We start from the raw sequence: 22908 nt of genomic DNA on the forward strand, positions 1-22908 counted from the left end.
TAACGGGAAGCAGGGAGCCCGAATTCCAGTGTTCCGCCTGACCGGGGGCTTCGTATCTTCGTACGGAACCGGCGCATCCCCTGTTCAACGAAGGCACTACTGCTCGGCGAGCGCCCTCAGCCTGCTCAGTGCCCGGTGCTGGGCCACACGGACCGCGCCGGGTGACATTCCCAACATCTGACCCGTCTCCTCCGCCGTCAACCCCACCGCGATCCGCAGCAGCAGCAGCTCGCGCTGGTTCTCCGGGAGATTGGCCAGCAGCTTCTTGGCCCATTCGGCGTCGCTGCTCAGCAGCGCCCGCTCCTCGGGGCCGAGCGAGTCGTCGGGCCGCTCGGGCATCTCGTCCGAGGGGACGGCCGTCGAGCCCGGGTGCCGCATCGCCGCGCGCTGGAGGTCGGCGACCTTGTGCGCGGCGATGGCGAAGACGAACGCCTCGAAGGGACGCCCCGTGTCCCGGTAGCGGGGCAGCGCGAGGAGCACCGCCACGCAGACCTCCTGGGCGAGGTCCTCCACGAAATGCCGGGCATCGCCCGGGAGGCGGGACAGACGGGTGCGGCAGTAGCGCAGGGCCAGGGGGTGGACATGGGCGAGCAGGTCGTGCGTGGCCTGCTCGTCTCCGTCGACGGCGCGGTGGACGAGCGCGCCGATCGGCCCTTGGGCATTGACCGCCTCGTCGTCGCGCATCGGTCCATGGTGCCTTGCGGCCGCCGGGTCCGTGGCACCGCGCCCGTTGTTGTGCACCGAAGCGTTATGAGCAGGTGCGCCGGAACTCATCCCCTGCGCCCTCCCCTTCCGCTCGACCGACTCGTCCCCGAGGAACTCCACACCCTCAAGGATGCGGCATCCGCGGCGAAACGAGCAGCGGGCATCCGGCGGACCCCCGGTCCGCCCCCGCCGACCTGGCTTTCCGTGCCCCCATTGCGACCGCCGCCACACCTGCGATCGTCCCCAGGGCCTGCCGTTCGGATCATCTCGGGGACGCGGGTCATCGGACGCACCCTCCCGAGCTCTCGACCTCGCTCGGGCAGGGAAGGGTCCCCACCGGCGTTGTCGTCGGCTGCCGGCCTGCGCACGCGCTCGTGCGGCCCGCGCGGGGGCATCCGCATGCCCCCGCTCTCCGGCTCGCGCCGGATGCCGCGCGTGGAAGCCGGCCCGATCCGAAGGACAGGCCCTAGCGCACCAGACCCCACCGGAAGCCGAGCGCCACGGCGTGGGCCCGGTCCGAGGCGCCGAGCTTCTTGAACAGGCGCCGGGCGTGCGTCTTGACGGTGTCCTCGGAGAGGAACAGTTCGCGGCCGATCTCCGCGTTCGAGCGGCCGTGGCTCATGCCTTCGAGGACCTGGATCTCACGCGCCGTGAGCGTCGGTGCGGCGCCCATCTCGGCCGAGCGCAGCCGGCGCGGGGCGAGCCGCCAGGTCGGGTCGGCCAGGGCCTGTGTCACCGTCGCGCGGAGCTCCGCGCGGGAGGCGTCCTTGTGCAGATAGCCGCGGGCACCGGCGGCGACCGCGAGGGCCACACCGTCCAGGTCCTCGGCGACGGTGAGCATGATGATGCGCGCACCGGGGTCGGCGGACAGCAGCCGCCGGACCGTCTCGACGCCGCCCAGTCCGGGCATGCGTACGTCCATCAGAATCAGGTCCGAGCGGTCGGCCCCCCAGCGGCGGAGGACTTCCTCGCCGTTGGCCGCCGTCGTCACGCGCTCTACGCCGGGCACGGTCGCGACCGCGCGACGGAGCGCCTCTCGGGCAAGCGGGGAGTCGTCGCAGACGAGGACGGAAGTCATGACCGCCCTCCGCAGCTGATGCGGGTCACCTTGAGCCTCCAGGCTGGTACGAAATCGTCACCTGTGCGGTCGACCGTCTCGGACGCCCGCCCGAGCACTTGTTCCTTCAACCGCCTCGCACTCTCAACGACGGTCACTCGAAAGAGTTACGGGGGCGGTCGACATCTTCGGCACTCTACGTGAGGGGCCGGACACGGTGCAGGTATGCGCAACAGACCCTCGAACTTTCATCACAACCTATGCCCCATTCAGACCCTTTTCTTCCGCTTTGCCAGTGTCTGGAGCTAGATTCGCAATGAGTCATATTTTCATCTCCTTAGATCGTAGTTGTACGGTTGTGGACACCGGATCCGCCCAAAACGGCTACAAGGGGTCACGCAATGGCAGATTTCTCCCGCCTTCCCGGACCGAACGCGGACCTGTGGGACTGGCAGCTGCTGGCCGCCTGTCGCGGGGTGGACAGCTCGCTCTTCTTCCATCCGGAGGGCGAGCGCGGTGCGGCTCGGAGCGCTCGCGAGAACTCGGCCAAAGAGGTCTGCATGAGGTGCCCTGTGCGCGCCGAGTGCGCCGCCCACGCACTGGCGGTACGCGAGCCGTACGGCGTGTGGGGCGGGCTGACCGAGGACGAGCGCGAAGAGCTGATGGGGCGGGCGCGCAACCGGCTGGTGTCGGCGTCGACATCCGGCGGGCACGCCGCCTCGAACAACTGAAGGAACGTTTCTGCAAGACGGGCACGCGCACGCGTGCCGTTGGTTTTTGACGCGCTTCCGCTGTGGCTAGCGGTGCCCCGCCCGTGCCAGTTGGTCGAGCGTCGCCGCCACCGCCGGGACCTGTGCGAGGTCGGGCAGGGTGAGCGCGACGATCTCCCGGCGCACCGCCGGCTCCAGCGTCACGGTCCGCACCCCCCGGGGCCGTACGGACTCGACGGCCAGCTGGGGCAGCACGGCCACGCCGAGACCGGCGCCGACCAGGCCGGCGACCGCCGGATAGTCGTCGGTCGCGAAGTCGATGCGCGGGGTGAAGCCGGCCGCCGCGCACACCTCGACCAGCTGGCCGCGGCAGCGCGGGCAGCCCGCGATCCACGGCTCCCGCGCGAGATCGCCGATCGCGACGGATTCCGCGCCCGCGAGGCGGTGCCGTTCCGGCACCAGTGCGACGAGCCGGTCCGTCAGAAGCGGCCGTACGACGAGGTCCTCCCACTCCTCGGCGCCCGCCGCGCCCTCGTAGCGGAAGGCGAGCGCCACGTCGCAGTCGCCCTCGCGCAGCATGCCGGCCGACGCGGGCGGTTCGGCCTCCTCCAGGAAGACCCGGGTGCCGGGGTGCGCGTCGCGCAGCGCGGCGAGGGCCGTCGGCACGAGGGTGGAACTGCCACTGGGAAAGGAGACGAGCCGGACCCGCCCGGCCCGCAGTCCGGCGATGGCGGCGACCTCCTCCTCCGCGGCCGTGAGTCCGGCGAGGATCCCGGCGGCGTGCCGCACCAGCGCCTCGCCGGCCTGGGTCAGGCGCATCTCGCGTCCCGTGCGGATCAGCAGAGGAGTGCCGACGGAGGTTTCCAGGGCCTTCATCTGCTGGCTGACGGCGGGCTGGGTGCAGCCCAGCTCGCGGCCCGCGGCGGAGAAGGAGCCGGTGGCCGCGACGGCGCGCAGTACGCGGAGATGACGAGCTTCGATCACCCTTCGAGGATAAGCGTCCCTTTGAAGCCGCTCCGAATAATGCGTCGACGCTTTGGGCCGGGTCACCTACCGTGCAGGCATGAAGCTTCTGTCAGTGAATCTGGGCCGTGCCAAGGCTGTGCCGTACACGGACAACCCGGAGGGTGTGACCGGAATCGACAAGCAGCCGGTGGACGGGCCGGTGCGGGTGTCGGCGCCCGGGCCCAAGGGCGTCGGCGGGAGCGGGCTGGCCGGGGACGCGGTGTGCAAGCTGGAGCACCACGGCGGCGACGACCAGGCGGTCTACGCGATGGCGCGCGAGGATCTGGACGCGTGGGAGCGCGAGCTGGGCCGGCCGCTGGCGCACGGGGCGTTCGGCGAGAACCTCACGACCGAGGGCATCGACGTCTCCGGGGCGCGGATCGGCGAGCGCTGGCGCGTCGGGTCCGCGGTGCTGCTGGAGGTCACCTGCGGGCGGATCCCGTGCCGTACGTTCCAGGGCCATCTGGGCGAGAAGCAGTGGGTGAAGCGGTTCACGCAGCGGGGCGCGCCCGGGGCGTATCTGCGGGTGATCGAGCCGGGTGAGATCCGGGCGGGCGACCCCGTCGAGATCGTCCACCGGCCGGAGCACGACGTGACCGTGGCCCTCCAGTTCCGGGCGGTGACCACCGAGCGGACGCTGCTGCCGCGGCTGCTGGCGGCGGGCGAGGCGCTGCACCCGGAGTCGCTGAGGCTGGCACGGGAGTACGCGGAGAAGCACGGAGCCTGACGACCGCTCATCGTGCGGGTCTCCACCGACCCTTCACCTGCGAGGTCCCCGTACGGAAGCGGGTGCACATGGTCCAGGTCACTAACCTTCTGCCATGACAACGGCTCTGATTACGGGATCGACGGCAGGCATCGGGGCCGCGTTCGCGCGGCGGCTGGCGGCGGACGGGCACAACCTGGTGCTGGTGGCCCGCGACACCAAGCGGCTCCGGGAGCAGGCGACCGAGCTGCACGACCGGCACGGCATCGAGGCGGAGGTGCTGACGGCCGACCTCGCCGAGGACAAGGGCATCGAGTCGGTGGCCGACCGGCTGGGCGACCGCAAGAACCCCGTCGACCTGCTGATCAACAACGCCGGCTTCGGCAACAAGGGCCGCTATCTCGACGTGCCCATGGCCGACGAGCTGCGGATGCTGAAGGTGCACTGCGAGGCGGTGCTGCGGCTGACGTCGGCGGCGACGGAGGCCATGCGGGAGCGTGGCCGCGGCGGTGTCGTGAATGTCGCGTCGGTGGCCGCGTTCGTCCCGCGGGGCACCTACGGCGCGTCCAAGGCCTGGGTCGTGCAGTTCTCCCAGGGCGCCGCGCGCGACCTGGCCGGCAGCGGCGTACGGCTGATGGCGCTCTGCCCCGGTTTCGTGCGCACCGAGTTCCACGATCGGGCCGGCATGGGCACGGACAACATCCCGGGCTGGATGTGGCTCGACGCGGACAAGCTGGTGGCGGCGGCACTGCACGACCTGGCCCGCGGCAAGACACTGTCCATTCCGGACCCGCGCTACAAGGCGCTGATGGGGGCGGCGAAGCTGGTGCCGCGGGGGATGCTCGGGGCGGTCTCGTCTAGGACGGGGCGGAAGTACGGTCCGCAGTAGGCGCGGGCCGGAAGGCATCGACGAGGAACGCCACGGCAGCGGGTTCCACGTGCAGCACGGCGGGGAGGGCTTCCTGCCACTCCCCGTGCCGCAGCGCCTGGATCGCGAGGGAGCGGGCTCTGCCCGGGGCGACCTTGGGTACCAGGGCCACCGCCGCGTAGGGGTGCTCGCGGAGTGGCCTGGCCCAGTTCAGCGCCGCGGAGACTTCGCCGGCTTCGGCGAGAGCCACGACGAGAGCCTCCCGCACGCTGTCGTGTTCATCTCCGGGAGGGACATGGCGCACGAACCATGTGGCCTCCTCGAACAACCTCGCCCGCACGAGGGCGCGGACCAGGCGATCTCCCACATAGAAGCTGGTGACGTCTCGCAGACGCATCGCCTCGCCGGCGACAGCACGGGCCCGATCCGGCTCTCCGAGGGCGGACCACGCCTGGAACACGTCTGCCAGGACAAGAGCTGAACCGGGTGCTTCGCCCAGTTCAGGGCATCCGTTGCGCTGCGGGAGTTCCGCCAGCAGAGCGCGCGCCTCAGCCCTCATGTCGCTCCGGGCCAGGGCAGCGGACGCTCTCGCCATCGCGGAGATCCGTGCGGGTGCTTCTCGTACGGTGGAGGCGCAGTCCACCGACCGGGCCGCCTCGCCACGCTCTGCCCACACCACGGCCATCTCGCCCAGCAGGCCGTCGCGGTACGCCGTCGGCGCCTCCGCGACGAACCTCTCGGCTCGGCCGTACCGCCCGGCACCGATCCATGCGTGCAGGACTGCCGCCCAGGCCTCGTCCGCGCCACGGCCTGCCCCGTCCGGTGAACGGATGAGGGCCTCGGCGCGGTCGAGCTCACCTGCTCGCACCAACGCCACTGCCACGTCCGTCAGTTCCTGATCGTGCCAAGGCGTGTCAGAACCTGCCGATCGGGACACCGCCGTCTGCGCGAGGGCGTCCTCGATCCCGGCCAGAAGTTCGCGAGCCGCCGAGGTATGCCCGGCGGCCGCCAGCGCCTGCGCCACGCGGGCACGGTCCGATGCGGCGCACGAGATACCGGCCTCTGCGCGGACACGGTTTTCGACCCGGGCCAGGAAGGCTGCGGCCTCCTCGCGGTGCCCGGACCGTGCCCAGGCGACGGCGCCGCGGGCCAGCGGGTCGAGCCCACGGGCGGGGTCGCTCCACACCGCGAGGTGCTCGGCGTCACGCAACCGTCCGGTCGCAGCGAAGCCCTCCGCCGCACCGGCCAGCACCTCGGAGCGTACGGTGTTCGAGGAGAAGGTCCGGCAGAAGCGCCTCACCCGGCCGGATTCACCGCGGCGGGCGAGAGCAGCGGCCAGGAGGCGGGCGCCCTCGACGGCCTTGCCTTCGGTCCGGCCGGCCAGCAGGGCTTCGGCGCTGTCCAGCTTTCCCTCCCGTACGAGAACAGGAGCGAGGAAAGTCGCCAACCAGCGGGCGTCGTTCTGTCCCGTGGAGTCATCGTCTCGCATGGCGTTGCGCAGCATTTCGGTGATCACGTCCCACCTTTGTGCGTCCACGAAGGCCTGGAAGTAGTCGGTGGCGTCGGCCGCTGCGTCGGAGAGGCTTTCGAGGCGGTCCTTGAACGTGGTCGACCGGTCACGAGCGTCGTTCAGAAGCCTCTCCGCATCCTCCACCCGGCCGGCTTCGGACAGGGCCAGTGCGAGCCGGCACAGCGCGCTGCTCGGCGCGCTGCCTCCGGCCTCCCGGACGATCTCCCACGCCTGTTCTGTCCGCCCCCGCGCGAGCAGGCCTGTGACGAGTGCTCGTACGCAGGCCGACCGGTGCGACGGGGTCGTCTGGCGCGTCACCTCAGCACGCGCCCGGTCGAACTCCTCATCGTCCAACCACGTCTCCATGACCTGCGCAGCAAGCGCCGCGGTGAGGAGAGGACCGGAGGCCGAGCGCAGGACCGCTTCGGCTCGGTCGTACAGCCCGACGCGGACAAGTGCTCGATGGACAGCGGCCACGTGCTCCGGACGACCGGGCCCGAGCCCACTCTCGTGGAAAGCCTCCTCGGCCGCGACCGCCAATTCCGTGGCTCGCTCGGTGTGACCCTGGCCAGCCAGTTCCTGCGCCACCCGAGCCAGCGCGGGCGTCATGTCCAGTGGCGAGAGATCGCGTGCCAGGGCCTCCGCACGCGACGGCTGCCCGAGCGCGGCCCAAGCCCAGGCGAGTGACCCGGTGAGGCCGCGGCCCCGGTCGCGTATCGCGTCGCCGTGCGTGCACAGTGCCAGCAGGTACAGGACCGAATGTGGAAAGCGGCACGCCCCGGCGCTCCCCGCCGCGGTCTCGGCTTCGTCGGCCTCTGCCGCTGCGAGCATCCGCTCTGCGATGAGGATCTCTTCGAGGGCCGCGCCGTCCGCGCCCGTCACCGCCAGCATCCGGTCATGACGGGCCTCATCCAGAGCACACTCCACCATGCGTGCCGTGTCCTCTGTCCGGGACACCATCTGGGAGTAACCGTGGAGCAGATAGCCGGGGGTCTCGGTCGGCCACTCCCGTCGGCGCCATTCGTCGGCCCAGGTGTGCAGCAGGTCCCGGGAGCGGGACAGTTCCGCGTGACCGAGCATCTCCTCCGCCTGGCGCCTCAGTCCCTCGTGGGCGAGCAGGTAGCCGTGCACCCGCTTCTCGAAGGTCCGGCCCGCGCCCGTTCCCAGCGTCTTGCGCACGCGATACGGAACCGCTCCGGTGAGTGCCGCGAGATCCTCCGCCGTCAGACCGCCGCCCGCGGCCGTCACCAGCGCCAGCAGTTCCTGTTCCAGGCCACCGGCCTCGGTGAGTTCGCTCAGTTCTCGCTCCGCCGCGGCCCGCACCATCCGGGCGTACGGCGACGGCTCCAGCGTCCGTACGACGGCGGGGTCGCGCAGCGGATGCCCGTCCGGTACGTCCGTCGGCAGCGGCGGGTTCAGCCGGCCGGTGACCAGGACCCGCATACCCGCCTTCGGCTGGTCCGGCAGCAGGCTCGCGATGCTGTGCGCGTCCGGACCGGTCGTGACGCCCCTGTCCTCGTCCAGACCGTCGACCAGCAGCACCAGGCGCTTCCCCCGCTCCCGGCAGGCCCGGGCGGCCTCGCCGTACAGCCTCAGCAGGTGCGCCTCGCGCGTTGCCGGTCTCAGATAGGCCGGCATGGAGCCCGAGAGCTCCGCGAGCTGCTCCAGTACGACGTCGGCGTACGCCCCGAAGGTGTTGTGCGTACTCAACTGGGCGGTGACGAAGAAGGGCACGACGCACACGCCCGGCGGGGGGTTCAGCGCGAACCGCTTCATCAGCGCGGTCTTGCCCGCCCACGCCGCCGCCCGCCACCAGGCGTACGCCGGGCCGGAGTCGGCCGTGCAGAAGGCGGCCAGTTCGTCCAACTCCTGCTCTCGGCCGATCAGTTCGGACGACGGAATACGGCGCACCTGTTCCCAGTACGCAGAACGGACCCGAGGCGACAGCACGACCTGGTTGTGGTCCCCGGTGACGGCCACCCCGATGTCGCCCCCCGCCGAGACGGACCGATCCCCCCGTGCGCGCATGCCGCAATGATGCCAAAGCCCCGACAGGCACAGCGCCCCTCCGGCGAGGACAATGGAGCTGTTCAGCCGGACCCAGGGGGGCCGGAGGCGAGAGCATGACCTTCGTACAGCTCATCGAATGCAGGACCAGCCGGCTCGACGAGATGAACCGGCTGATGGACAGGTGGGTCGAGCAGACCAAGGGCAAACGGACCGCTACGCACAGTGTGGTGGCGAAGGACCGGGCCGACGCCTCGCACATCGTCGAGATCGTGGAGTTCCCGTCGTACGAGGAGGCGATGCGGAACTCCGGGCTTCCGGAGACCGACCGGATCTTCCAGGAGATGGTGGCGCTCTGCGACGAGACGCCGACGTTCACGGATCTGGACGTGGTGCGGGACGAGCAGTTGAACGCGGCTACCGCGCGCAGATTCTTCGAGCTGGCGCCCGGGCAGGGTGCGGCGCCCACGTTCAACGACGTGCTCATCGAGGACTACCACGACCACGATCCCGCCAATGAGCAGGACGTCATCGGGCTGGACGCGGTGCGGCGCGAGGTGGAGGTGTGGCGAGGCGGGTTCGACTTCTCGTTCACCATCGAGGACCAGATGGCCCAGGGTGACCGGGTCTGCACCCGGTGGACCTTCCACGGCCGGCACAAGGGCGACTTCCTCGGGATTCCACCGACCGGGCAGGACGTCACCATGACCGGGACGACCGTCCACCGCTGCACGCCGGACGGCAAGATCGCCGAGGGCTGGTGGCAGTACGACCGGCTGGGGCTGATGCAGCAGCTCGGGGCACTGGACCCGCTGGAGTTGTGACGCGCAGGGCATACGGGAGAAGCCCCCGTTCCGCACGAGCCGGGACGGGGGCTTCTGCTACGAGGTCGGTGCCTCAGTGGGCGTGGCCGTGGCCGTGGCCCGCGGCGGCCGGCTCCTCCTCTTCCTTCTTCTCGACGACCAGGGTCTCGGTCGTGAGGAGGAGGGAGGCGATGGAGGCGGCGTTCTCCAGGGCGGAGCGGGTGACCTTGACCGGGTCGATGACGCCGGCCTTGATCAGGTCGCCGTACTCGCCGGTCGCGGCGTTGAAGCCCTGGCCCTTGTCGAGCTCGGCGACCTTGGAGGTGATGACGTAACCCTCCAGGCCGGCGTTCTCGGCGATCCAGCGCAGCGGCTCGACGGCGGCCTTGCGCACGACGGCGACACCGGTGGCCTCGTCGCCGGTCTTGCCGAGGTTGCCCTCCAGGACCTTCACGGCGTGGACGAGCGCGGAGCCACCACCGGAGACGATGCCCTCCTCGACCGCGGCGCGGGTCGCGGAGATGGCGTCCTCCAGACGGTGCTTGCGCTCCTTGAGCTCGACCTCGGTGGCGGCACCCACGCGGATGACGCACACGCCGCCGGCCAGCTTCGCGAGGCGCTCCTGGAGCTTCTCGCGGTCCCAGTCGGAGTCGGTGGACTCGATCTCGGCCTTGATCTGGGCGACGCGGCCCTGCACGTCGTCCTTGTTGCCGGCGCCGTCGACGACCGTGGTGTCGTCCTTGGTGACGGTGACGCGGCGGGCGGAGCCGAGGACGTCCAGACCGACCTGGTCGAGCTTGAGGCCGACCTCCTCGGAGACGACCGTGGCGCCGGTGAGGACCGCCAGGTCCTGCAGCATCGCCTTGCGGCGGTCGCCGAAGCCGGGGGCCTTCACCGCGACGGCGTTGAAGGTGCCGCGGATCTTGTTCACGACGAGGGTGGAGAGGGCCTCGCCCTCGACGTCCTCGGCGATGATCAGCAGCGGCTTGGAGGCGTTGGACTGGATGACCTTCTCCAGCAGCGGCAGGAGGTCCGCGATGGCGGAGATCTTGCCCTGCGTGATGAGGATGTACGGGTCGTCCAGGACGGCCTCCATGCGCTCCTGGTCCGTCACGAAGTACGGCGACAGGTAGCCCTTGTCGAAGGCCATGCCCTCGGTGAAGTCCAGCTCCAGACCGAAGGTGTTGGACTCCTCGACGGTGATGACACCGTCCTTGCCGACCTTGTCCATCGCCTCGGCGATGAGCTCGCCGACCTGGCTGTCCTGGGCGGACAGCCCGGCGACGGCGGCGATGTCGGACTTCTCGTCGATCGGGCGGGCCGAGGCGAGCAGGTCCTCGGAGACCGCGGCGACGGCGGCGTCGATGCCCTTCTTCAGGGCGGCCGGGGAGGCACCCGCGGCGACGTTCTTCAGGCCCTCGCGCACGAGCGCCTGGGCGAGCACGGTCGCGGTGGTCGTACCGTCACCCGCGATGTCGTTGGTCTTGGTCGCCACCTCCTTGACCAGCTGGGCACCGAGGTTCTCGTACGGGTCCTCGATCTCGACCTCTCGGGCGATCGTGACACCGTCGTTGGTGATGGTGGGGGCGCCGAACTTCTTGTCGATGACGACGTTGCGGCCCTTGGGGCCGATCGTCACCTTGACCGTGTCGGCAAGCTTGTTGACGCCGCGCTCGAGGGCGCGACGGGCGTCCTCGTCGAACTTCAGGATCTTCGCCATGGGAGCGTGAGCCCTCTTCCGGAATCAGGGTTAACGGCACTGCGCCCCGGGCGCCCGGCTTCTTAGCGATCGCGGGGGGCCAGGGGCGCAGCTCAAAGCAATGTGCTTGGGGTGAATTACTTCTCGACGATCGCGAGCACGTCGCGGGCCGAGAGGACGAGGTACTCCTCGCCGTTGTACTTCACCTCGGTGCCGCCGTACTTGCTGTAGAGCACGACGTCGCCGACGGAGACGTCGAGCGGAAGACGGTTGCCGTCCTCGAAGCGGCCCGGGCCCACGGCCAGGACGACGCCCTCCTGGGGCTTCTCCTTGGCGGTGTCCGGGATGACCAGGCCAGAGGCGGTGGTCTGCTCGGCGTCGAGCGGCTGGACCACGATGCGGTCCTCGAGCGGCTTGATGGCAACCTTGGAGCTGGTGGTCGTCACGATCCGACCTCCCCCTTCGGAGATCTCACGGGGTTAACTGTCTGAGGTGGCGACCAGGTGGATCCGTCGTCGCGGGTGCCGGACCTGCCCGTCGCTGTGTTGGCACTCTCCAGTGGGGAGTGCCAGAGCCGAGACTATGACTGCGATTAGCACTCGGTCAAGCGGAGTGCCAATTGCCGGCGGCGCGTCGGCCATGGAGGTGGGTCGGCGTACGTTTGTGCTGGGCACCCGGCGTTGGTGTCCTGGCCCCGGGGCCGCCGCCCCCGGCCCCCCGCTTCGGCCTGGACGGCTCGCCGTCGAGCGCAGTCAGAGGTAGTCCTCCAGCCGCCCCACCCGCAGCCCCCGTCCCTCGATCTCGCGCAGCAGCCGTACCGTCCGTTCCGTGAGGGTCAGGGACGCGGGCTCGCCCGACGGTACGGAGACGATGTCGCCGGGGCGCAGGCCGGGCTCGCCGCGGGTGTAGGTCAGATCGCCGTCGGTTCCCAGGGACGCCCGCCAGAGGACGACCGCCGTGATGCCGCAGTCGGCGGCGGCCCGCAGGGTCGTCGTGTCGTACGCGCCGTAGGGCGGGCGGAAGAGGCGGGGGCGGATGCCGAAGCGGGAGCGGAGTTTGTGCTGCTGGCCGCAGATCTCGGCGCGCTGGCCGGCGTAGGGCAGGCCGCGCAGGGCTGGGTGGTCGAGAGTGTGGTTCTGGATGGACGCGCCGACCGCGCGCAGGCGGGCGAAGTGGCCGTAGCCGGGTCCTACGACGCTGTCCGTGAGGAACATGGTGACCGGAAGCCGCCGTTCGCGGACGAGGCCGACGAAGCGGGGGTCGCGCTCGGCGCCGTCGTCGTAGGTCAGGAAGACCACCCGGTCGCGGGCGCGGACGTGGTCCACGACGGGCGGGAGACCGCCTGGATCGCCTCGGTCCGGCCCACGGACGTCGCTCGACGCGCGCGTCGGGGACTGGCCCCGCCCGTCCACCCCCGCCCTCTCCCCCGCGGCCCCGGCACAGCCCGACAGCAGGATCACCCCCGCGCACACCACGGCGGCCGCGGACCGCCGCCTCACAGGTAGTCCTCCAGCCGCCCCACCGCGTATCCCTCGGCCGTGACCTTGTTCAGGAAGCGGCGGATCATGTCGGGCATCGTGCCCTGCCACTGGTCGCGGCCGCGGAAGTGGGTGAGGACGATGTCCCCCGGGTGCAGTTTCCGGCCCTCGCGGTACTCCCAGTGGTCGGCGAAGACCTCCGCGTTCCAGAGGGGGGCGTACTCGATGCCGCACACCTTGGCGGCGCGCAGGGTCGCCCTGTCGTAGCTGCCGAAGGGCGGGCGGAAGAGGGTCGGGCGCGTGCCGTAGCGCCTCTCGATGAGGCGCTGCATGCCGCAGATCTCGCGCTTCTGCGCGCGGTAGGACATGCCCCGCATATAGCGGTGGCGGAGGGTGTGGTTGTTCAGGACCACGCCTCGGTCCTGCATCTTCTCGAAGTAGCGGTAGTCGTTCCTGATCAGGTAGCCGCTGAGGAAGGCGCTGTAGGGGACCTTCAGGTCGCTCATCATCCGCAGGAACGCCCGGTCCTTCTCGGCGCCGTCGTCGATGGTGAGGAAGACGACCTTGTCCCGGGTGGGGATCGTGGTGAAGACGGGAGGCAGGTTCAGCCTCCGGTGGCCGTCCACCTCGAAGCCCTCGCGGGTCCTGATCCTCGGCTTCTTCGCGGGGGCCGACGGGGCGATCAGGGGGACTCTTCTCAGTCCCCAGCGCTGTGCCGCGACGATCCGGGCGGCGTGCGCGGCGCTCAGCCTGGAGGCGTAGGAGTCGAGCGCGCGGGCCGGGGGCGCGTCGAGGTGCTGCTGGCCGCCGGCCGGGGTGATCCGGCCGCTGTCGCCCTGCGCGCAGCCCGAGGCGACAGCGGCGAGGGCGAGCACGGCGAGGCCGATCCGCATACCCCCAGATGCCCGGCCTTTACCATTTTGTACGACTACTCGCATGGTGCCGGATCCTCGCAGCCGGCCTTCCCGGATCAGCCCCGACACCGCGAACGGCGGCGCACCATCCACCGAGTGGCCCACACACGGTCCGGACCCGGCCGGACCTCAGCGCACCCGGACGGGCCACCGCCCGTCCGCCCTGGCCCGGGCCCACCTCCGCACGCACGCGGACGGACCATCGCCCGCCGTCCAGTTCCGAACCGGCCCGCATTCCAACCCCGGCCCGACCCGCACCCCGGCCCCGGGCCGCCCCACCGCCCACACCACCCCCACCGCCCCGTGGCCGACAATGATCCGGTGAACGACCTCGCACTCCTCCTCACCCCCGAAGGCCGCGCCCTCCTCGACGAGGTGCGGGACACCGATCCGGCGCGGGAGCTGGCCGTCGCGACCCGGTTGCGTCGCGAGCACCCCGCCGAGCTGGTGTCGGCGGCGCTGGGCCAGGCGCGACTGCGGCAGCGGGCGGTGGTGAAGTTCGGGGCCGAGGACGCGGGACGGATGTTCTTCACGCCGAACGGGGTGGAGCAGTCGACCCGGGCGAGCGTGGCCGCCTACCGGGCGCGGCGGCTCGCGGAGTCGGGCGTGACCTCGGTCGCCGACCTGTGCTGCGGCATCGGCGGTGACGCGATCGCGCTGGCCCGGGCCGGGATCCGGGTCCTGGCCGTCGACCGGGACCCGATGACGGCCACGGCGGCGCGGGCGAACGCCGAGGCGCTGGGGCTGGCCGGCCTGATCGAGGTGCGGGAGTCGGATGTCACGGAGGTGGACACGGCCGGCTACGACGCCGTGTTCGTCGACCCGGCCAGGCGCGGCGGCCGGGGGCGGATCTTCGACCCCGAGGCGTACTCTCCGCCCCTGTCCTGGGCGGTCTCCGCAGCCCGCCGCGCCCCTCGCGCCGCCGCGCTGAAGATCGCCCCCGGCATCCCGCACGAGGCGGTCCCCGAGGACGCCGAGGCCGAGTGGATCTCCGACGGCGGCGACGTGAAGGAAGCGGTGCTGTGGTTCGGCACCGCGCCCGGGGCGGTACGGGCCACCCTGCTGCCGGGCCCCCGCACGCTGCTCTCCCGTGGCCTGCCCGACCCCGGGGTCCGCTCGCCCGGCCGTTACCTGTACGAGCCCGACGGCGCCGTCATCCGGGCCCATCTGGTCGCCGAGGTGGCCGACGAGGTCGGCGGCGGACTGCTCGACGCGACCATCGCGTACGTCACGGCTGACGCACTGCACCCGACCCCGTACGCCACCGCCTACGAGATCACCGACCATCTCCCTTTCAACGTCAAGAAACTGAAGGCCCTGCTGCGCGAGCGGGAGGTGGGCAACCTGACCGTGAAGAAGCGGGGCTCGGCGGTCGAGCCGGAGGAGCTCCGCAGGAAGGTCAAGCCCCAAGGGCCCCACTCGGCGACGGTGTTCCTGACCCGGGTGGCGGGAGCACCGGCGATGCTCATCGGGCACCCCGCCTAGGCAGGAGCCGTCAGGACTGCTCCGCCGCCCGCCGCGACAACAGCTCCCTTTCACGCTCGTTGCGCGTCAGCGACGCCGCCCGTTCGAACTCCGCCCGGGCCTCCGTCGTGCGGCCGAGGCGGGACAGCAGGTCGCCGCGCACGCTGGGCAGCAGGTGGTAGTCGCGCAGGGCGGGGGCATCCGCCAGGGAGTCCACGATGGCCAGGGCGGGGGCCGGGCCCTCGGTCATCGAGACGGCCACCGCGCGGTTCAGTTCCACGACCGGGGACGGGGTGCGGGCGGCCAGGAGGCCGTACAGGGTGGCGATGCGGGACCAGTCGGTCTCCTCGTACGTGTACGCGTGCGCGTGGCTGGCGGCGATGGCGGCCTGGAGGAGGTACGGTCCCGGGGCGCCGGAGGAGGTGGCCTCGGCCCTGCCCAGCGCGGCGATGCCGCGGGCGATGAGCATGCGGTTCCAGCGGGCGCGGTTCTGGTCCTTGAGGAGGACGGGTTCGCCGGAGGGCCCCGTGCGGGCCGCCGTCCGGGACGCCTGGAACTCCAGGAGTGCGGTCAGGCCGTGCACCTCGGGTTCCTTCGGCATGAGGGCCGAGAGCACACGGGCCAGGCGCAGGGCGTCCTCGCACAGGGACGGGCGGAGCCAGTCGTCGCCGGCCGTGGCGGCGTAGCCCTCGTTGAAGACGAGGTAGATGACGTCGAGGACCGAGCCGAGGCGGGTCTCGCGGTCGGGGCCGTAGGGCACCTCGAAGGCGATGTTCCGCGCCGCCAGGGTGCGTTTGGCGCGGACGATGCGTTGCGCGATGGTCGGCTCGGGGACCAGGAAGGCGCGGGCGATCTCGGCCGTGGTCAGGCCGCCGAGGAGGCGCAGGGTGAGGGCGGTGCGGGCCTCGGTGGACAGGACCGGGTGGCAGGCGGTGAAGACCAGGCGGAGCAGGTCGTCGTCGATGTCGTCCGGGTCGGCGGGCTCCTCCGGGGGAGACACCGTCGACAGGTCCCGGCCGATCTCCGCCAGTTTGCGGGCGTAGTTCTCGCGGCGGCGGACCAGGTCGACGGCGCGGTTGCGGGCGGTGGCCATGAGCCAGGCGCCCGGGTTGTCGGGCACCCCGTCCCGCGGCCACTGCTCCAGCGCGGCGACCAGCGCGTCCTGCGCGAGTTCCTCGGCGATGCCGACGTCCCGGACGACCCGGGCGACGCCGGCGATGATGCGGGGCGACTCGATGCGGAAGACCGTTTCGATGGCTGTGTTGGTGCCGCTCGGGTCGGCGGTGGGCTGCGGGGTCACAGCCCACCATCAGACACCCCTGGCGCCTCCCGGCCAAGGAGGACCGGTCAGCCCTCGGCGATCTGCCGGACCTCCGCGGTGATCGTCCAGTAGTCCTCGTGCAGGGACAGGAACCGCTTGGTCCACTCGATCGCCTCGGCCTTGTCCTTGCACTGGCTGATCGAGTAGCCGCCGATGACCTCCTTGGACTCGGTGAACGGCCCGTCGGTGACGGACAGCTTCCCGTCCTCCCAGTGCACCCGGCTGCCGTCCGCGGTCGGGGTGAGCCCCGCCGTGTCGAGCATGACCCCGGCCTTGGTGATCTCTTCCAGGAGCTTGCCCATCCGCTCCTGGAGTTCGGGACTCGGGCCCTCGGCGGGGGCGTTCTTCTCGTCGATGCGGATCATGGTGAGAAAGCGCGGCATGGTGACTCCTCGGGGCTCTGCGGAGCGAGGCCTTTCCTCGCTCTCACCCCTGCGTCGATCGGGAGACGTCCGGATCGACACGCTCGCCGACTTTTCTCGGGTAATTTTTCCGGAGCGCGTTTTTGCAGGTCAGCGCAGCGACTCCCACAGCTTCCGCGCCTCCGGCTCCTCGGCCACCACCCGGTTGGGGTCCGACGGCGCCCGCACCACCGGCATCGTCACCGTCCGCACCGCGCTCGCCGACAGGCCCTTCAGGCTCTGCCCGAGCCGGGTCAGCTCGCCGAGGGAGTCCAGGCCGGTGTCGGTGGTGAGGCCGGCGGTCACCGCGTCCGCGACCCGGTACAGCTTCGCCGGGTCGGTGAGCAGGTCCTGCGCGGCGATCTGTTCCAGCAGCGCCTTCACCAGTTTCTGCTGGAGACCTATGCGGCCCAGGTCGCTGCCGTCGCCTATGCCGTGCCGGGTGCGGGCCAGGGCGAGGGCCTGGGTGCCGTCCAGGTGGTGGGTGCCCGCCTTGAGGTGCAGATGGCTGTCGTCGTCGGCGATGTCCTCGTCCGTGGTGACGGTGACGCCGCCGAGCGCGTCCACGAGCTTCGCGAAGCCGGAGAAGTCGATCTCGACGTAGTGGTCCATGCGGACGTCGGTGACCGCCTCGACCGTCTTCACCGCGCAGACCGGACCGCCCAGCGCGTAGGCGTCGTTGAACATGGAGTTGTACGCGACGGCCGTCGACCCGCCGGACGGGCGCGGGCAGGAGGGGCGGGTGACCAGGGTGTCGCGCGGGATGCTCACCACCGTCGCGCTGGTGCGCCCGGCGTCGAGGTGGACGACCATCGCCGTGTCGGAGCGGGCACCGGAGCTGTCGCCGCCGCCGAGCCTCCGGTTCTCCTCGCCGCTGCGCGAGTCGGAACCCAGGACCAGGATGTTGAGAGCCCCGCTGGGCAGGGACGGTGTCGAAGGGGACGGCGTGACCGCCGGCCTCGGTGGGCGGTTGTCGCCCAGCGCGTTGTTGATGTCGACGCTGGTGATGTTGTCGTTGAGGTGCCAGTAGGCCCAGCCCGCCGCCCCGATGCCCAGCGCCAGCGCACCTGCCAGGGTGAGACCGGCGATCCGCAGCGCTGTCGACCGCCGGCCCACGGCTCTGCCCTCGTCCCCGTTCCCGTCGTGTCCCGTCACGGGCAGGAACGTAAGTCCGAATTGTTACGAGCAGGACCCCCAAGGCGATTTTCTTCGGAAATTCTCAGACTTCTCGGGCCGGCCTCACCCCAGAGTCACCACGGGCACCGGGTTGCTCCCGCTCCACGAGGCGTTGAAGCCGAACGTGACCGAACCGCCATCCGGCACGAACCCGTTGTACGAGGCGTTCACGCAACTGACCGCCGCACCCGACTGCGTGCAGCTCGCGTTCCAGGCCTGCGTGATCCGCTGCCCGGCACCGAACGTCCAGTCCGCCTTCCACGACGACAGCGAGGCCCCCGAGCAGGCGATCCGCACCTGGCCCGTGTAGCCCGTGCTCCACTGGCTGGTGACGCTGTACGTCGCCGAGCAGGCGTCCGTGGGCGGCGGGGTCGTCGTCCCGCCGAGGGCCTCCGCGATGGCGTGGTACGCCGGTTTCGGCTGGTAGTTCTCGTCGTACGGCGTCGCCGCGCCCTGGCCGGGGAAGGTGTCCGGAATCCAGGAGTCGGAGTCGGTGAAGCCCCAGACGGTGACGCCGGTACAGCGCGCGACCGCCAGGCAGGCGTTCATGACCGCCTTGTAGTCGGCGGCCTGCTGGGTCAGCTTCGCCTGCGTCGCCGGCAACTGCATCCGGATGTCCAGCTCGGTGATCGCCACGTCGACGCCCAGGTCGGCGAAGCGCTGGATGTTCTGCTGCACAGTCGAGGGCACCTGGCCGACGATGAGATGGGCCTGAAGGCCGACCCCGTCGATCGGAACTCCGCGCTCCTTCAGCGACTTGACCAGGTTGTAGAGAGCCGTGCTCTTCGCGTTGACGCCCTCCACGTTGTAGTCGTTGATGTACAGCTCGGCGCTCGGGTCGGCGGCCCGGGCCCAGGTGAGGGCCTGCGCGATGTAGTCCTGGCCGAGGGTGTCGTGGAAGAGGGTCGGGCGGTAGGTGCCGTCCTCGTTGAAGGGCTCGTTCACCACGTCCCAGGCGGCCAGCCGGCCCTTGTAGCGGCCGACCTCGGTGGCGATGTGGTCCTGGACGATCGCGCTGAGCTGGTCCCGGGTCCAGCTGCCGTTCGTCAGCCAGCCCGGGTTCTGCTGGTGCCAGAGCAGGGTGTGGCCGCGCACCTGCTGGTCGTGGGCCTCGGCGAAGTTCACGATCTGGTCGGCCTCGGCCCAGTTGTAGCTGCCCCGGCTCGGCTCGACGGAGCCCCACTTCATGGCGTTGCCGGGGGTGAGCCAGTTGAACTCGCGCCCGGCGATCTCGCCGTAGGTGCCGGTGAGTTTCGAGCCGGTGACCGCCGTACCCATGCCCTTGCCCTTGGCCATGGCCAGGTCGCGCAGCGGGGAGTCGGCGGCGTGGGACGCGGGGGCCGCGACCAGCAGGGAGCCGGCCGCGACGACGCCGGTCAGCAGGGATGTGAGTAAGCCCGATCTCAGCGATCTCATTGCGGGTGCCTCCGAAAGTTTCGGTGCTGCAACCGATTGGCTTCGGTGCAGTGTGGAGGCACCCGGCACACCCGTCAATACAGCAACAGCGGTCAGCCGCCCGCGGGCGGCGCCGTGCTGCTGCGCACCACCATGCTCGTCGCCAGCTCCACGCGGGTGGCCGCCGGGGTACCCGCCTCGCGGCCGAGATCGAGGACCAGCTTGGCCGCCGCCTCGGCCATCTCCGTCAGCGGCTGCCGTACGGTCGTCAGCGGCGGCCCGACCAGGGGCGCCACCGGCAGATCGTCGAACCCGACCACGCTCAGGTCCTCGGGGATGCGCAGCCCCAGCTCGCGCGCGGCCTCGTACAGCCCGAGCGCCTGGAGATCGTTCCCGGCGAAGACGGCGGTCGGCCGGTCCGGGCGGCGCAGCAGCTCCAGACCCAGCCGGTAGCCAGCCTCGTGGTGGAAGTCGCCGTTCATGATCAGCCCGGGGTCGACCGGCAGCCCGGCCGTCTCCAGCGCGGCCCGGTAGCCGTCGACCCGGGCCCGGCTGCACATCATCTGCGTCGGCCCGCTGATCGCGCCGATCCTGCGGTGGCCCAACTCGACGAGATGCCGGGTAGCCGCGAGACCGCCCTGCCAGTTGGTCGCGCCGATCGACGGCACGTCGGCGCCCGGGTCGCCGGCCGGGTCCATCACCACGAACGGGATGGAGCGGCTGGTCAGCAGCGCCCGCTGCGACTCGTCGAGCCCGGACAGGACCAGGATCACGCCGTGCGGGCGACGCGCGGCGACCTGGTCGGCCCAGGTCCGCCCGGGGGTGAGCCGCCCCGCGCTCTCGGACAGCACCACACTGAGCCCCGCGTCCCGGGCCACGTTCTCCACGCCGCGGATGACCTCCAGCGCCCAGGCGCTCTCCAGCTCGTGGAAGACCAGGTCGATCAGGGGTGAGCGGGTCGCCTCGGCCCGGCGGCGCCGGTAGCCGTGGGCCCGCAGCAGATCCTCGACACGGGCCCGGGTGGCGGGGGCGACGTCGGCGCGGCCGTTGAGGACCTTCGAAACAGTCGGCGCCGACACACCGGCCTCACGGGCGATCTCGGCGAGCGTCGCGGTCTGCGCGCTGCGCCCCTGCGTCCGGTTTTGCGTCCGGCTTTCCACCGGCTCCGGGGATGTCATGGCGGCGATCGTATCCCTGCGGGCCCCCTTGACGAAGTCCCCGTGGCGCCATAGGTTCCCGGAACATTCGACATACTGATCGAAACATTCGTGGTAGCGGGCGTGAGAGACGCTCGTGAGCACCGTTCGTGAGAGGGCCGTCCGTCCACCCGACAGGAGCTTCATGACCACCGCGCCCTGGCGTGACCCCGCCCTGCCCGCCGCCGCCCGCGTCGACGACCTGCTCTCCCGGATGACCCTGGAGGAGAAGACCGCCCAGCTGTACGGCGTGTGGGTGGGTGCCTCGACGGACGGCGACGGAGTCGCTCCGCATCAGCACGACATGGCCGTGGAGCGCTCCGACGAGGAATGGGCCGAGCTGATCACCCGCGGCCTCGGCCAGCTCACACGCTCCTTCGGCACCGCCCCCGTGGACCCGGCGCTCGGCGCGCAGGCCCTGGCCCGCGCCCAGCGCCGTATCGCCGAGGCCGGCCGCTTCGGCATCCCGGCGATCGCGCACGAGGAGTGTCTGGCCGGCTTCACCGCCTGGCAGGCCACGGCCTACCCGGTGCCGCTGGCCTGGGGCGCGACCTGGGATCCCCCGCTGGTCGAGGAGATGGCCCGCCGTATCGGCGACGACCTGCGCTCGGCCGGCGTCCACCAGGGCCTGGCGCCCGTCCTGGACGTCGTACGCGATCCGCGCTGGGGCCGTGTGGAGGAGACGATCGGCGAGGACCCGTACCTGGTCGGCACGGTCGGCACGGCCTATGTGCGGGGCCTGGAGTCGGCCGGGGTCGTCGCCACGCTGAAGCACTTCGCCGGGTACGCCTCCTCGGCCGGCGCCCGCAACCTGGCCCCCGTACGGGCCGGCACCCGCGAGTTCGCGGACGTCACGCTGCCGCCCTTCGAGATGGCGCTGCGCGAGGGCGGGGCCCGTTCCGTAATGGCCGCGTACACGGAGCGGGACGGCGTCCCGGCCTCGGCGGACCCCGAGCTGCTGACCGGACTGCTGCGCGAGGAGTGGGGCTTCACCGGCACGGTCGTCGCGGACTACTTCGGCATCGGCTTCCTCCAGACCCTCCACCGGGTCGCCGGCACCCCGGCCGAGGCCGCCCACGCGGCCCTGGCGGCCGGCATCGACATGGAACTGCCGAGCCTCAAGTGCTACGGCGATCCGCTGGTGGACGCGGTCCGCTCGGGCGAGATCCCCGAGGAACTCGTGGACCGCGCGGCCCGCCGCATCCTGCTCCAGAAGTGCGAACTGGGCCTGCTGGACGAGGACTGGACCCCCGAGCCGACCACCACGGTCAACCTGGACTCGACGGGCAACCGGATCCTGGCCCGCCGCCTGGCCGAGGAGTCGGTCGTCCTGCTCGACAACCCCGCCGGCCTGCTCCCGCTGGCCCCCGACACCCGCATCGCGGTGGTCGGCCCCCGGGCGGCCGACGCCCTGGCCATGCTGGGCTGCTACTCCTTCCCCTCCCATGTCCTCACCCACCACCCCGGCGTCCCGACCGGCATCGAGATCCCGACCGTCCTCGACGCCCTGCGCACCGAACTCCCCGACGCCAAGGTGACGTTCGCGCAGGGCTGCGACGTGTCGGACCCGGACACCGGGGGCTTCGAGGAGGCCGTTGCCCGCACCGCCGAGGCGGACGTGTGCGTGGCGGTCCTCGGCGACCGGGCGGGCCTGTTCGGCCGCGGCACCTCGGGCGAGGGCTGCGACGCGACGGACCTCGCCCTGCCGGGCGCCCAGGGCGAGCTGCTGGACGCGCTGGTCGCCACGGGCGTCCCCATGGTGCTGGTACTGCTGACCGGCCGTCCCTACGCTCTCGGCCGCTGGCACGGCCGCCTGGGCGCGGTCGTCCAGGCGTTCTTCCCGGGGGAGGAGGGCGGCCCGGCGGTCGCGGGAGTGCTGTCGGGCCGTGTGAACCCGTCGGGCCGCCTCCCCGTGAGCGTCCCGCAGGTCCCCGGCGGCCAACCCTGGACGTACCTCCAGCCGCCCCTCGGCCTCGCGGGCGAGGTCAGCAACCTCGACCCGACCCCGCTGTACGCCTTCGGGCACGGCCGCTCGTACACGACGTTCGCGTGGGAGGACGGCACGGGTGGCGAGGAGCCGCAGGAGATCGGCACCGACGGGACGTACGACGTCTCGGTGACCGTCCGCAACACGGGCGACCGCGAGGGCGCGGAGGTCGTGCAGCTGTACCTGCACGACCCGGTGGCTTCCGTGACCCGGCCCGATGTGCGGCTGGTCGGCTACCAGCGCGTGCGGCTGGCGCCGGGGGACGCGGCCCGGGTGCTGTTCCGTTTCCACACGGACCTTTCGGCGTTCACCGACCGTTCAGGCCGCAGGGTGGTCGAACCGGGCGCCCTGGAACTACGGTTGGCGGCGTCCAGCACGGACCTACGCCACACGGCCCGTCTCACCCTCACGGGCCCGGTCCGGGTGCTCGGCACCGACCGGCGGCTGCGGTGCGAGACGGAGGTGTCGGGGGTGGGGTGAACCTCCGCGCGGGGGACCACGGGGGA

Annotated in this window: 19 protein-coding genes; 6 read left to right on the forward strand and 13 right to left on the reverse strand. The window is 71.5% G+C overall.

Going from position 1 to position 22908, the window contains the following annotated elements; genetic code table 11:
- Positions 1-96: 96 nt before the first annotated feature.
- Together ACZ6TU_RS02650 and ACZ6TU_RS02655 are read right to left on the reverse strand one after the other, a co-directional pair.
- Positions 97-684 carry a sigma-70 family RNA polymerase sigma factor gene (locus ACZ6TU_RS02650; RefSeq protein ID WP_355853894.1) on the reverse strand — a complete coding sequence of 196 codons (588 nt, stop codon included), beginning with the start codon at positions 682-684 and terminating at the stop codon, positions 97-99.
- A 487-nt stretch (positions 685-1171) separates the two neighbouring features.
- Entirely contained in the window at positions 1172-1783 is a 612-nt protein-coding gene (locus ACZ6TU_RS02655) for a response regulator transcription factor (protein WP_003948568.1), read from the reverse strand.
- A 380-nt stretch (positions 1784-2163) separates the two neighbouring features.
- Between ACZ6TU_RS02655 and ACZ6TU_RS02660 the strand changes: the two genes are divergently transcribed.
- Positions 2164-2493 carry a WhiB family transcriptional regulator gene (locus ACZ6TU_RS02660; RefSeq protein WP_031119978.1) on the forward strand — a complete coding sequence of 110 codons (330 nt, stop codon included), beginning with the start codon at positions 2164-2166 and terminating at the stop codon, positions 2491-2493.
- A 66-nt stretch (positions 2494-2559) separates the two neighbouring features.
- Here the strand turns inward: ACZ6TU_RS02660 and ACZ6TU_RS02665 are convergent, their stop codons facing one another.
- Positions 2560-3456, reverse strand: coding sequence for a LysR family transcriptional regulator (locus ACZ6TU_RS02665; protein WP_467671962.1), 897 nt, complete (start codon positions 3454-3456; stop codon positions 2560-2562).
- 79 nt (positions 3457-3535) lie between these two features.
- On the opposite strand from ACZ6TU_RS02665, the gene ACZ6TU_RS02670 reads away from it, so the two are divergent.
- Complete coding sequence (locus tag ACZ6TU_RS02670; RefSeq protein ID WP_467671964.1) at positions 3536-4204, forward strand: MOSC domain-containing protein; 669 nt, start codon at positions 3536-3538, stop codon at positions 4202-4204.
- Between the two features lie 94 nt (positions 4205-4298).
- Positions 4299-5072 carry an SDR family NAD(P)-dependent oxidoreductase gene (locus ACZ6TU_RS02675; protein ID WP_467671966.1) on the forward strand — a complete coding sequence of 258 codons (774 nt, stop codon included), beginning with the start codon at positions 4299-4301 and terminating at the stop codon, positions 5070-5072.
- Here the strand turns inward: ACZ6TU_RS02675 and ACZ6TU_RS02680 are convergent.
- Positions 5041-8589 carry a hypothetical protein gene (locus ACZ6TU_RS02680; RefSeq protein ID WP_467671968.1) on the reverse strand — a complete coding sequence of 1183 codons (3549 nt, stop codon included), beginning with the start codon at positions 8587-8589 and terminating at the stop codon, positions 5041-5043. The genes ACZ6TU_RS02675 and ACZ6TU_RS02680 overlap by 32 nt on opposite strands.
- A gap of 95 nt (positions 8590-8684) precedes the next feature.
- Here ACZ6TU_RS02680 and ACZ6TU_RS02685 point away from each other — a divergent pair, with 95 nt between their 5' ends.
- A complete protein-coding gene (locus tag ACZ6TU_RS02685) occupies positions 8685-9392 on the forward strand; it encodes an ester cyclase (protein ID WP_469546158.1) in 708 nt (235 codons plus the stop codon).
- Positions 9393-9465: 73 nt separating this feature from the next.
- Here ACZ6TU_RS02685 and groL read toward each other — a convergent pair whose 3' ends face one another.
- The 4 genes from groL to ACZ6TU_RS02705 form a co-directional block, all read right to left on the reverse strand.
- Entirely contained in the window at positions 9466-11091 is a 1626-nt protein-coding gene (gene groL, locus ACZ6TU_RS02690; RefSeq protein WP_467671972.1) for a chaperonin GroEL, read from the reverse strand.
- Positions 11092-11207: 116 nt separating this feature from the next.
- On the reverse strand, positions 11208-11516 hold the full coding sequence (gene groES, locus ACZ6TU_RS02695) for a co-chaperone GroES (protein ID WP_003974211.1): 309 nt from the start codon (positions 11514-11516) through the stop codon (positions 11208-11210).
- Between the two features lie 306 nt (positions 11517-11822).
- Positions 11823-12569: a polysaccharide deacetylase family protein gene (locus ACZ6TU_RS02700; RefSeq protein ID WP_469546163.1), complete on the reverse strand. Its 747-nt coding sequence runs from the start codon at positions 12567-12569 to the stop codon at positions 11823-11825.
- Positions 12566-13441 carry a polysaccharide deacetylase family protein gene (locus ACZ6TU_RS02705; RefSeq protein ID WP_469546166.1) on the reverse strand — a complete coding sequence of 292 codons (876 nt, stop codon included), beginning with the start codon at positions 13439-13441 and terminating at the stop codon, positions 12566-12568. Before ACZ6TU_RS02705 ends, ACZ6TU_RS02700 begins: the two co-directional genes overlap by 4 nt.
- 342 nt (positions 13442-13783) lie before the next feature.
- On the opposite strand from ACZ6TU_RS02705, the gene ACZ6TU_RS02710 reads away from it, so the two are divergent.
- Complete coding sequence (locus ACZ6TU_RS02710) at positions 13784-14947, forward strand: class I SAM-dependent methyltransferase (protein ID WP_467671978.1); 1164 nt, start codon at positions 13784-13786, stop codon at positions 14945-14947.
- 10 nt (positions 14948-14957) lie between these two features.
- Here the strand turns inward: ACZ6TU_RS02710 and ACZ6TU_RS02715 are convergent, their stop codons facing one another.
- From ACZ6TU_RS02715 to ACZ6TU_RS02735, 5 genes are all read right to left on the reverse strand, one after another.
- Positions 14958-16226 carry an RNA polymerase sigma factor gene (locus ACZ6TU_RS02715; RefSeq protein ID WP_469546169.1) on the reverse strand — a complete coding sequence of 423 codons (1269 nt, stop codon included), beginning with the start codon at positions 16224-16226 and terminating at the stop codon, positions 14958-14960.
- 47 nt (positions 16227-16273) lie between these two features.
- Complete coding sequence (locus ACZ6TU_RS02720; protein ID WP_467671982.1) at positions 16274-16630, reverse strand: YciI family protein; 357 nt, start codon at positions 16628-16630, stop codon at positions 16274-16276.
- A gap of 129 nt (positions 16631-16759) precedes the next feature.
- Positions 16760-17803 (reverse strand): LCP family protein, encoded by a 1044-nt coding sequence (locus ACZ6TU_RS02725; protein ID WP_469546172.1) that lies wholly within the window; start codon positions 17801-17803, stop codon positions 16760-16762.
- Between the two features lie 84 nt (positions 17804-17887).
- Entirely contained in the window at positions 17888-19240 is a 1353-nt protein-coding gene (locus ACZ6TU_RS02730) for an endo-1,4-beta-xylanase (RefSeq protein WP_469546175.1), read from the reverse strand.
- Positions 19241-19332: 92 nt separating this feature from the next.
- Complete coding sequence (locus ACZ6TU_RS02735) at positions 19333-20397, reverse strand: LacI family DNA-binding transcriptional regulator (protein ID WP_467671987.1); 1065 nt, start codon at positions 20395-20397, stop codon at positions 19333-19335.
- 163 nt (positions 20398-20560) lie between these two features.
- On the opposite strand from ACZ6TU_RS02735, the gene ACZ6TU_RS02740 reads away from it, so the two are divergent.
- Positions 20561-22882 (forward strand): beta-xylosidase/alpha-l-arabinosidase, encoded by a 2322-nt coding sequence (locus ACZ6TU_RS02740; RefSeq protein WP_469546179.1) that lies wholly within the window; start codon positions 20561-20563, stop codon positions 22880-22882.
- The last annotated feature ends 26 nt before the right edge of the window (positions 22883-22908 follow it).

This window comes from Streptomyces sp. NPDC052064 (assembly GCF_055585925.1).

Excerpts from the sequence above, each read along its gene's own strand:
- ACZ6TU_RS02685 (WP_469546158.1), top strand. The coding sequence starts at position 8,685 with ATGACCTTCGTACAGCTCATCGAATGCAGGACCAGCCGGCTCGACGAG.
- ACZ6TU_RS02650 (WP_355853894.1), bottom strand. The coding sequence starts at position 684 with ATGCGCGACGACGAGGCGGTCAATGCCCAAGGGCCGATCGGCGCGCTC.
- ACZ6TU_RS02730 (WP_469546175.1), bottom strand. The coding sequence starts at position 19,240 with ATGAGATCGCTGAGATCGGGCTTACTCACATCCCTGCTGACCGGCGTC.
- ACZ6TU_RS02740 (WP_469546179.1), top strand. The coding sequence starts at position 20,561 with ATGACCACCGCGCCCTGGCGTGACCCCGCCCTGCCCGCCGCCGCCCGC.
- ACZ6TU_RS02705 (WP_469546166.1), bottom strand. The coding sequence starts at position 13,441 with ATGCGGATCGGCCTCGCCGTGCTCGCCCTCGCCGCTGTCGCCTCGGGC.
- ACZ6TU_RS02735 (WP_467671987.1), bottom strand. The coding sequence starts at position 20,397 with ATGACATCCCCGGAGCCGGTGGAAAGCCGGACGCAAAACCGGACGCAG.
- ACZ6TU_RS02670 (WP_467671964.1), top strand. The coding sequence starts at position 3,536 with ATGAAGCTTCTGTCAGTGAATCTGGGCCGTGCCAAGGCTGTGCCGTAC.
- ACZ6TU_RS02720 (WP_467671982.1), bottom strand. The coding sequence starts at position 16,630 with ATGCCGCGCTTTCTCACCATGATCCGCATCGACGAGAAGAACGCCCCC.
- ACZ6TU_RS02680 (WP_467671968.1), bottom strand. The coding sequence starts at position 8,589 with ATGCGCGCACGGGGGGATCGGTCCGTCTCGGCGGGGGGCGACATCGGG.
- groL (WP_467671972.1), bottom strand. The coding sequence starts at position 11,091 with ATGGCGAAGATCCTGAAGTTCGACGAGGACGCCCGTCGCGCCCTCGAG.
- ACZ6TU_RS02660 (WP_031119978.1), top strand. The coding sequence starts at position 2,164 with ATGGCAGATTTCTCCCGCCTTCCCGGACCGAACGCGGACCTGTGGGAC.
- ACZ6TU_RS02655 (WP_003948568.1), bottom strand. The coding sequence starts at position 1,783 with ATGACTTCCGTCCTCGTCTGCGACGACTCCCCGCTTGCCCGAGAGGCG.
- ACZ6TU_RS02675 (WP_467671966.1), top strand. The coding sequence starts at position 4,299 with ATGACAACGGCTCTGATTACGGGATCGACGGCAGGCATCGGGGCCGCG.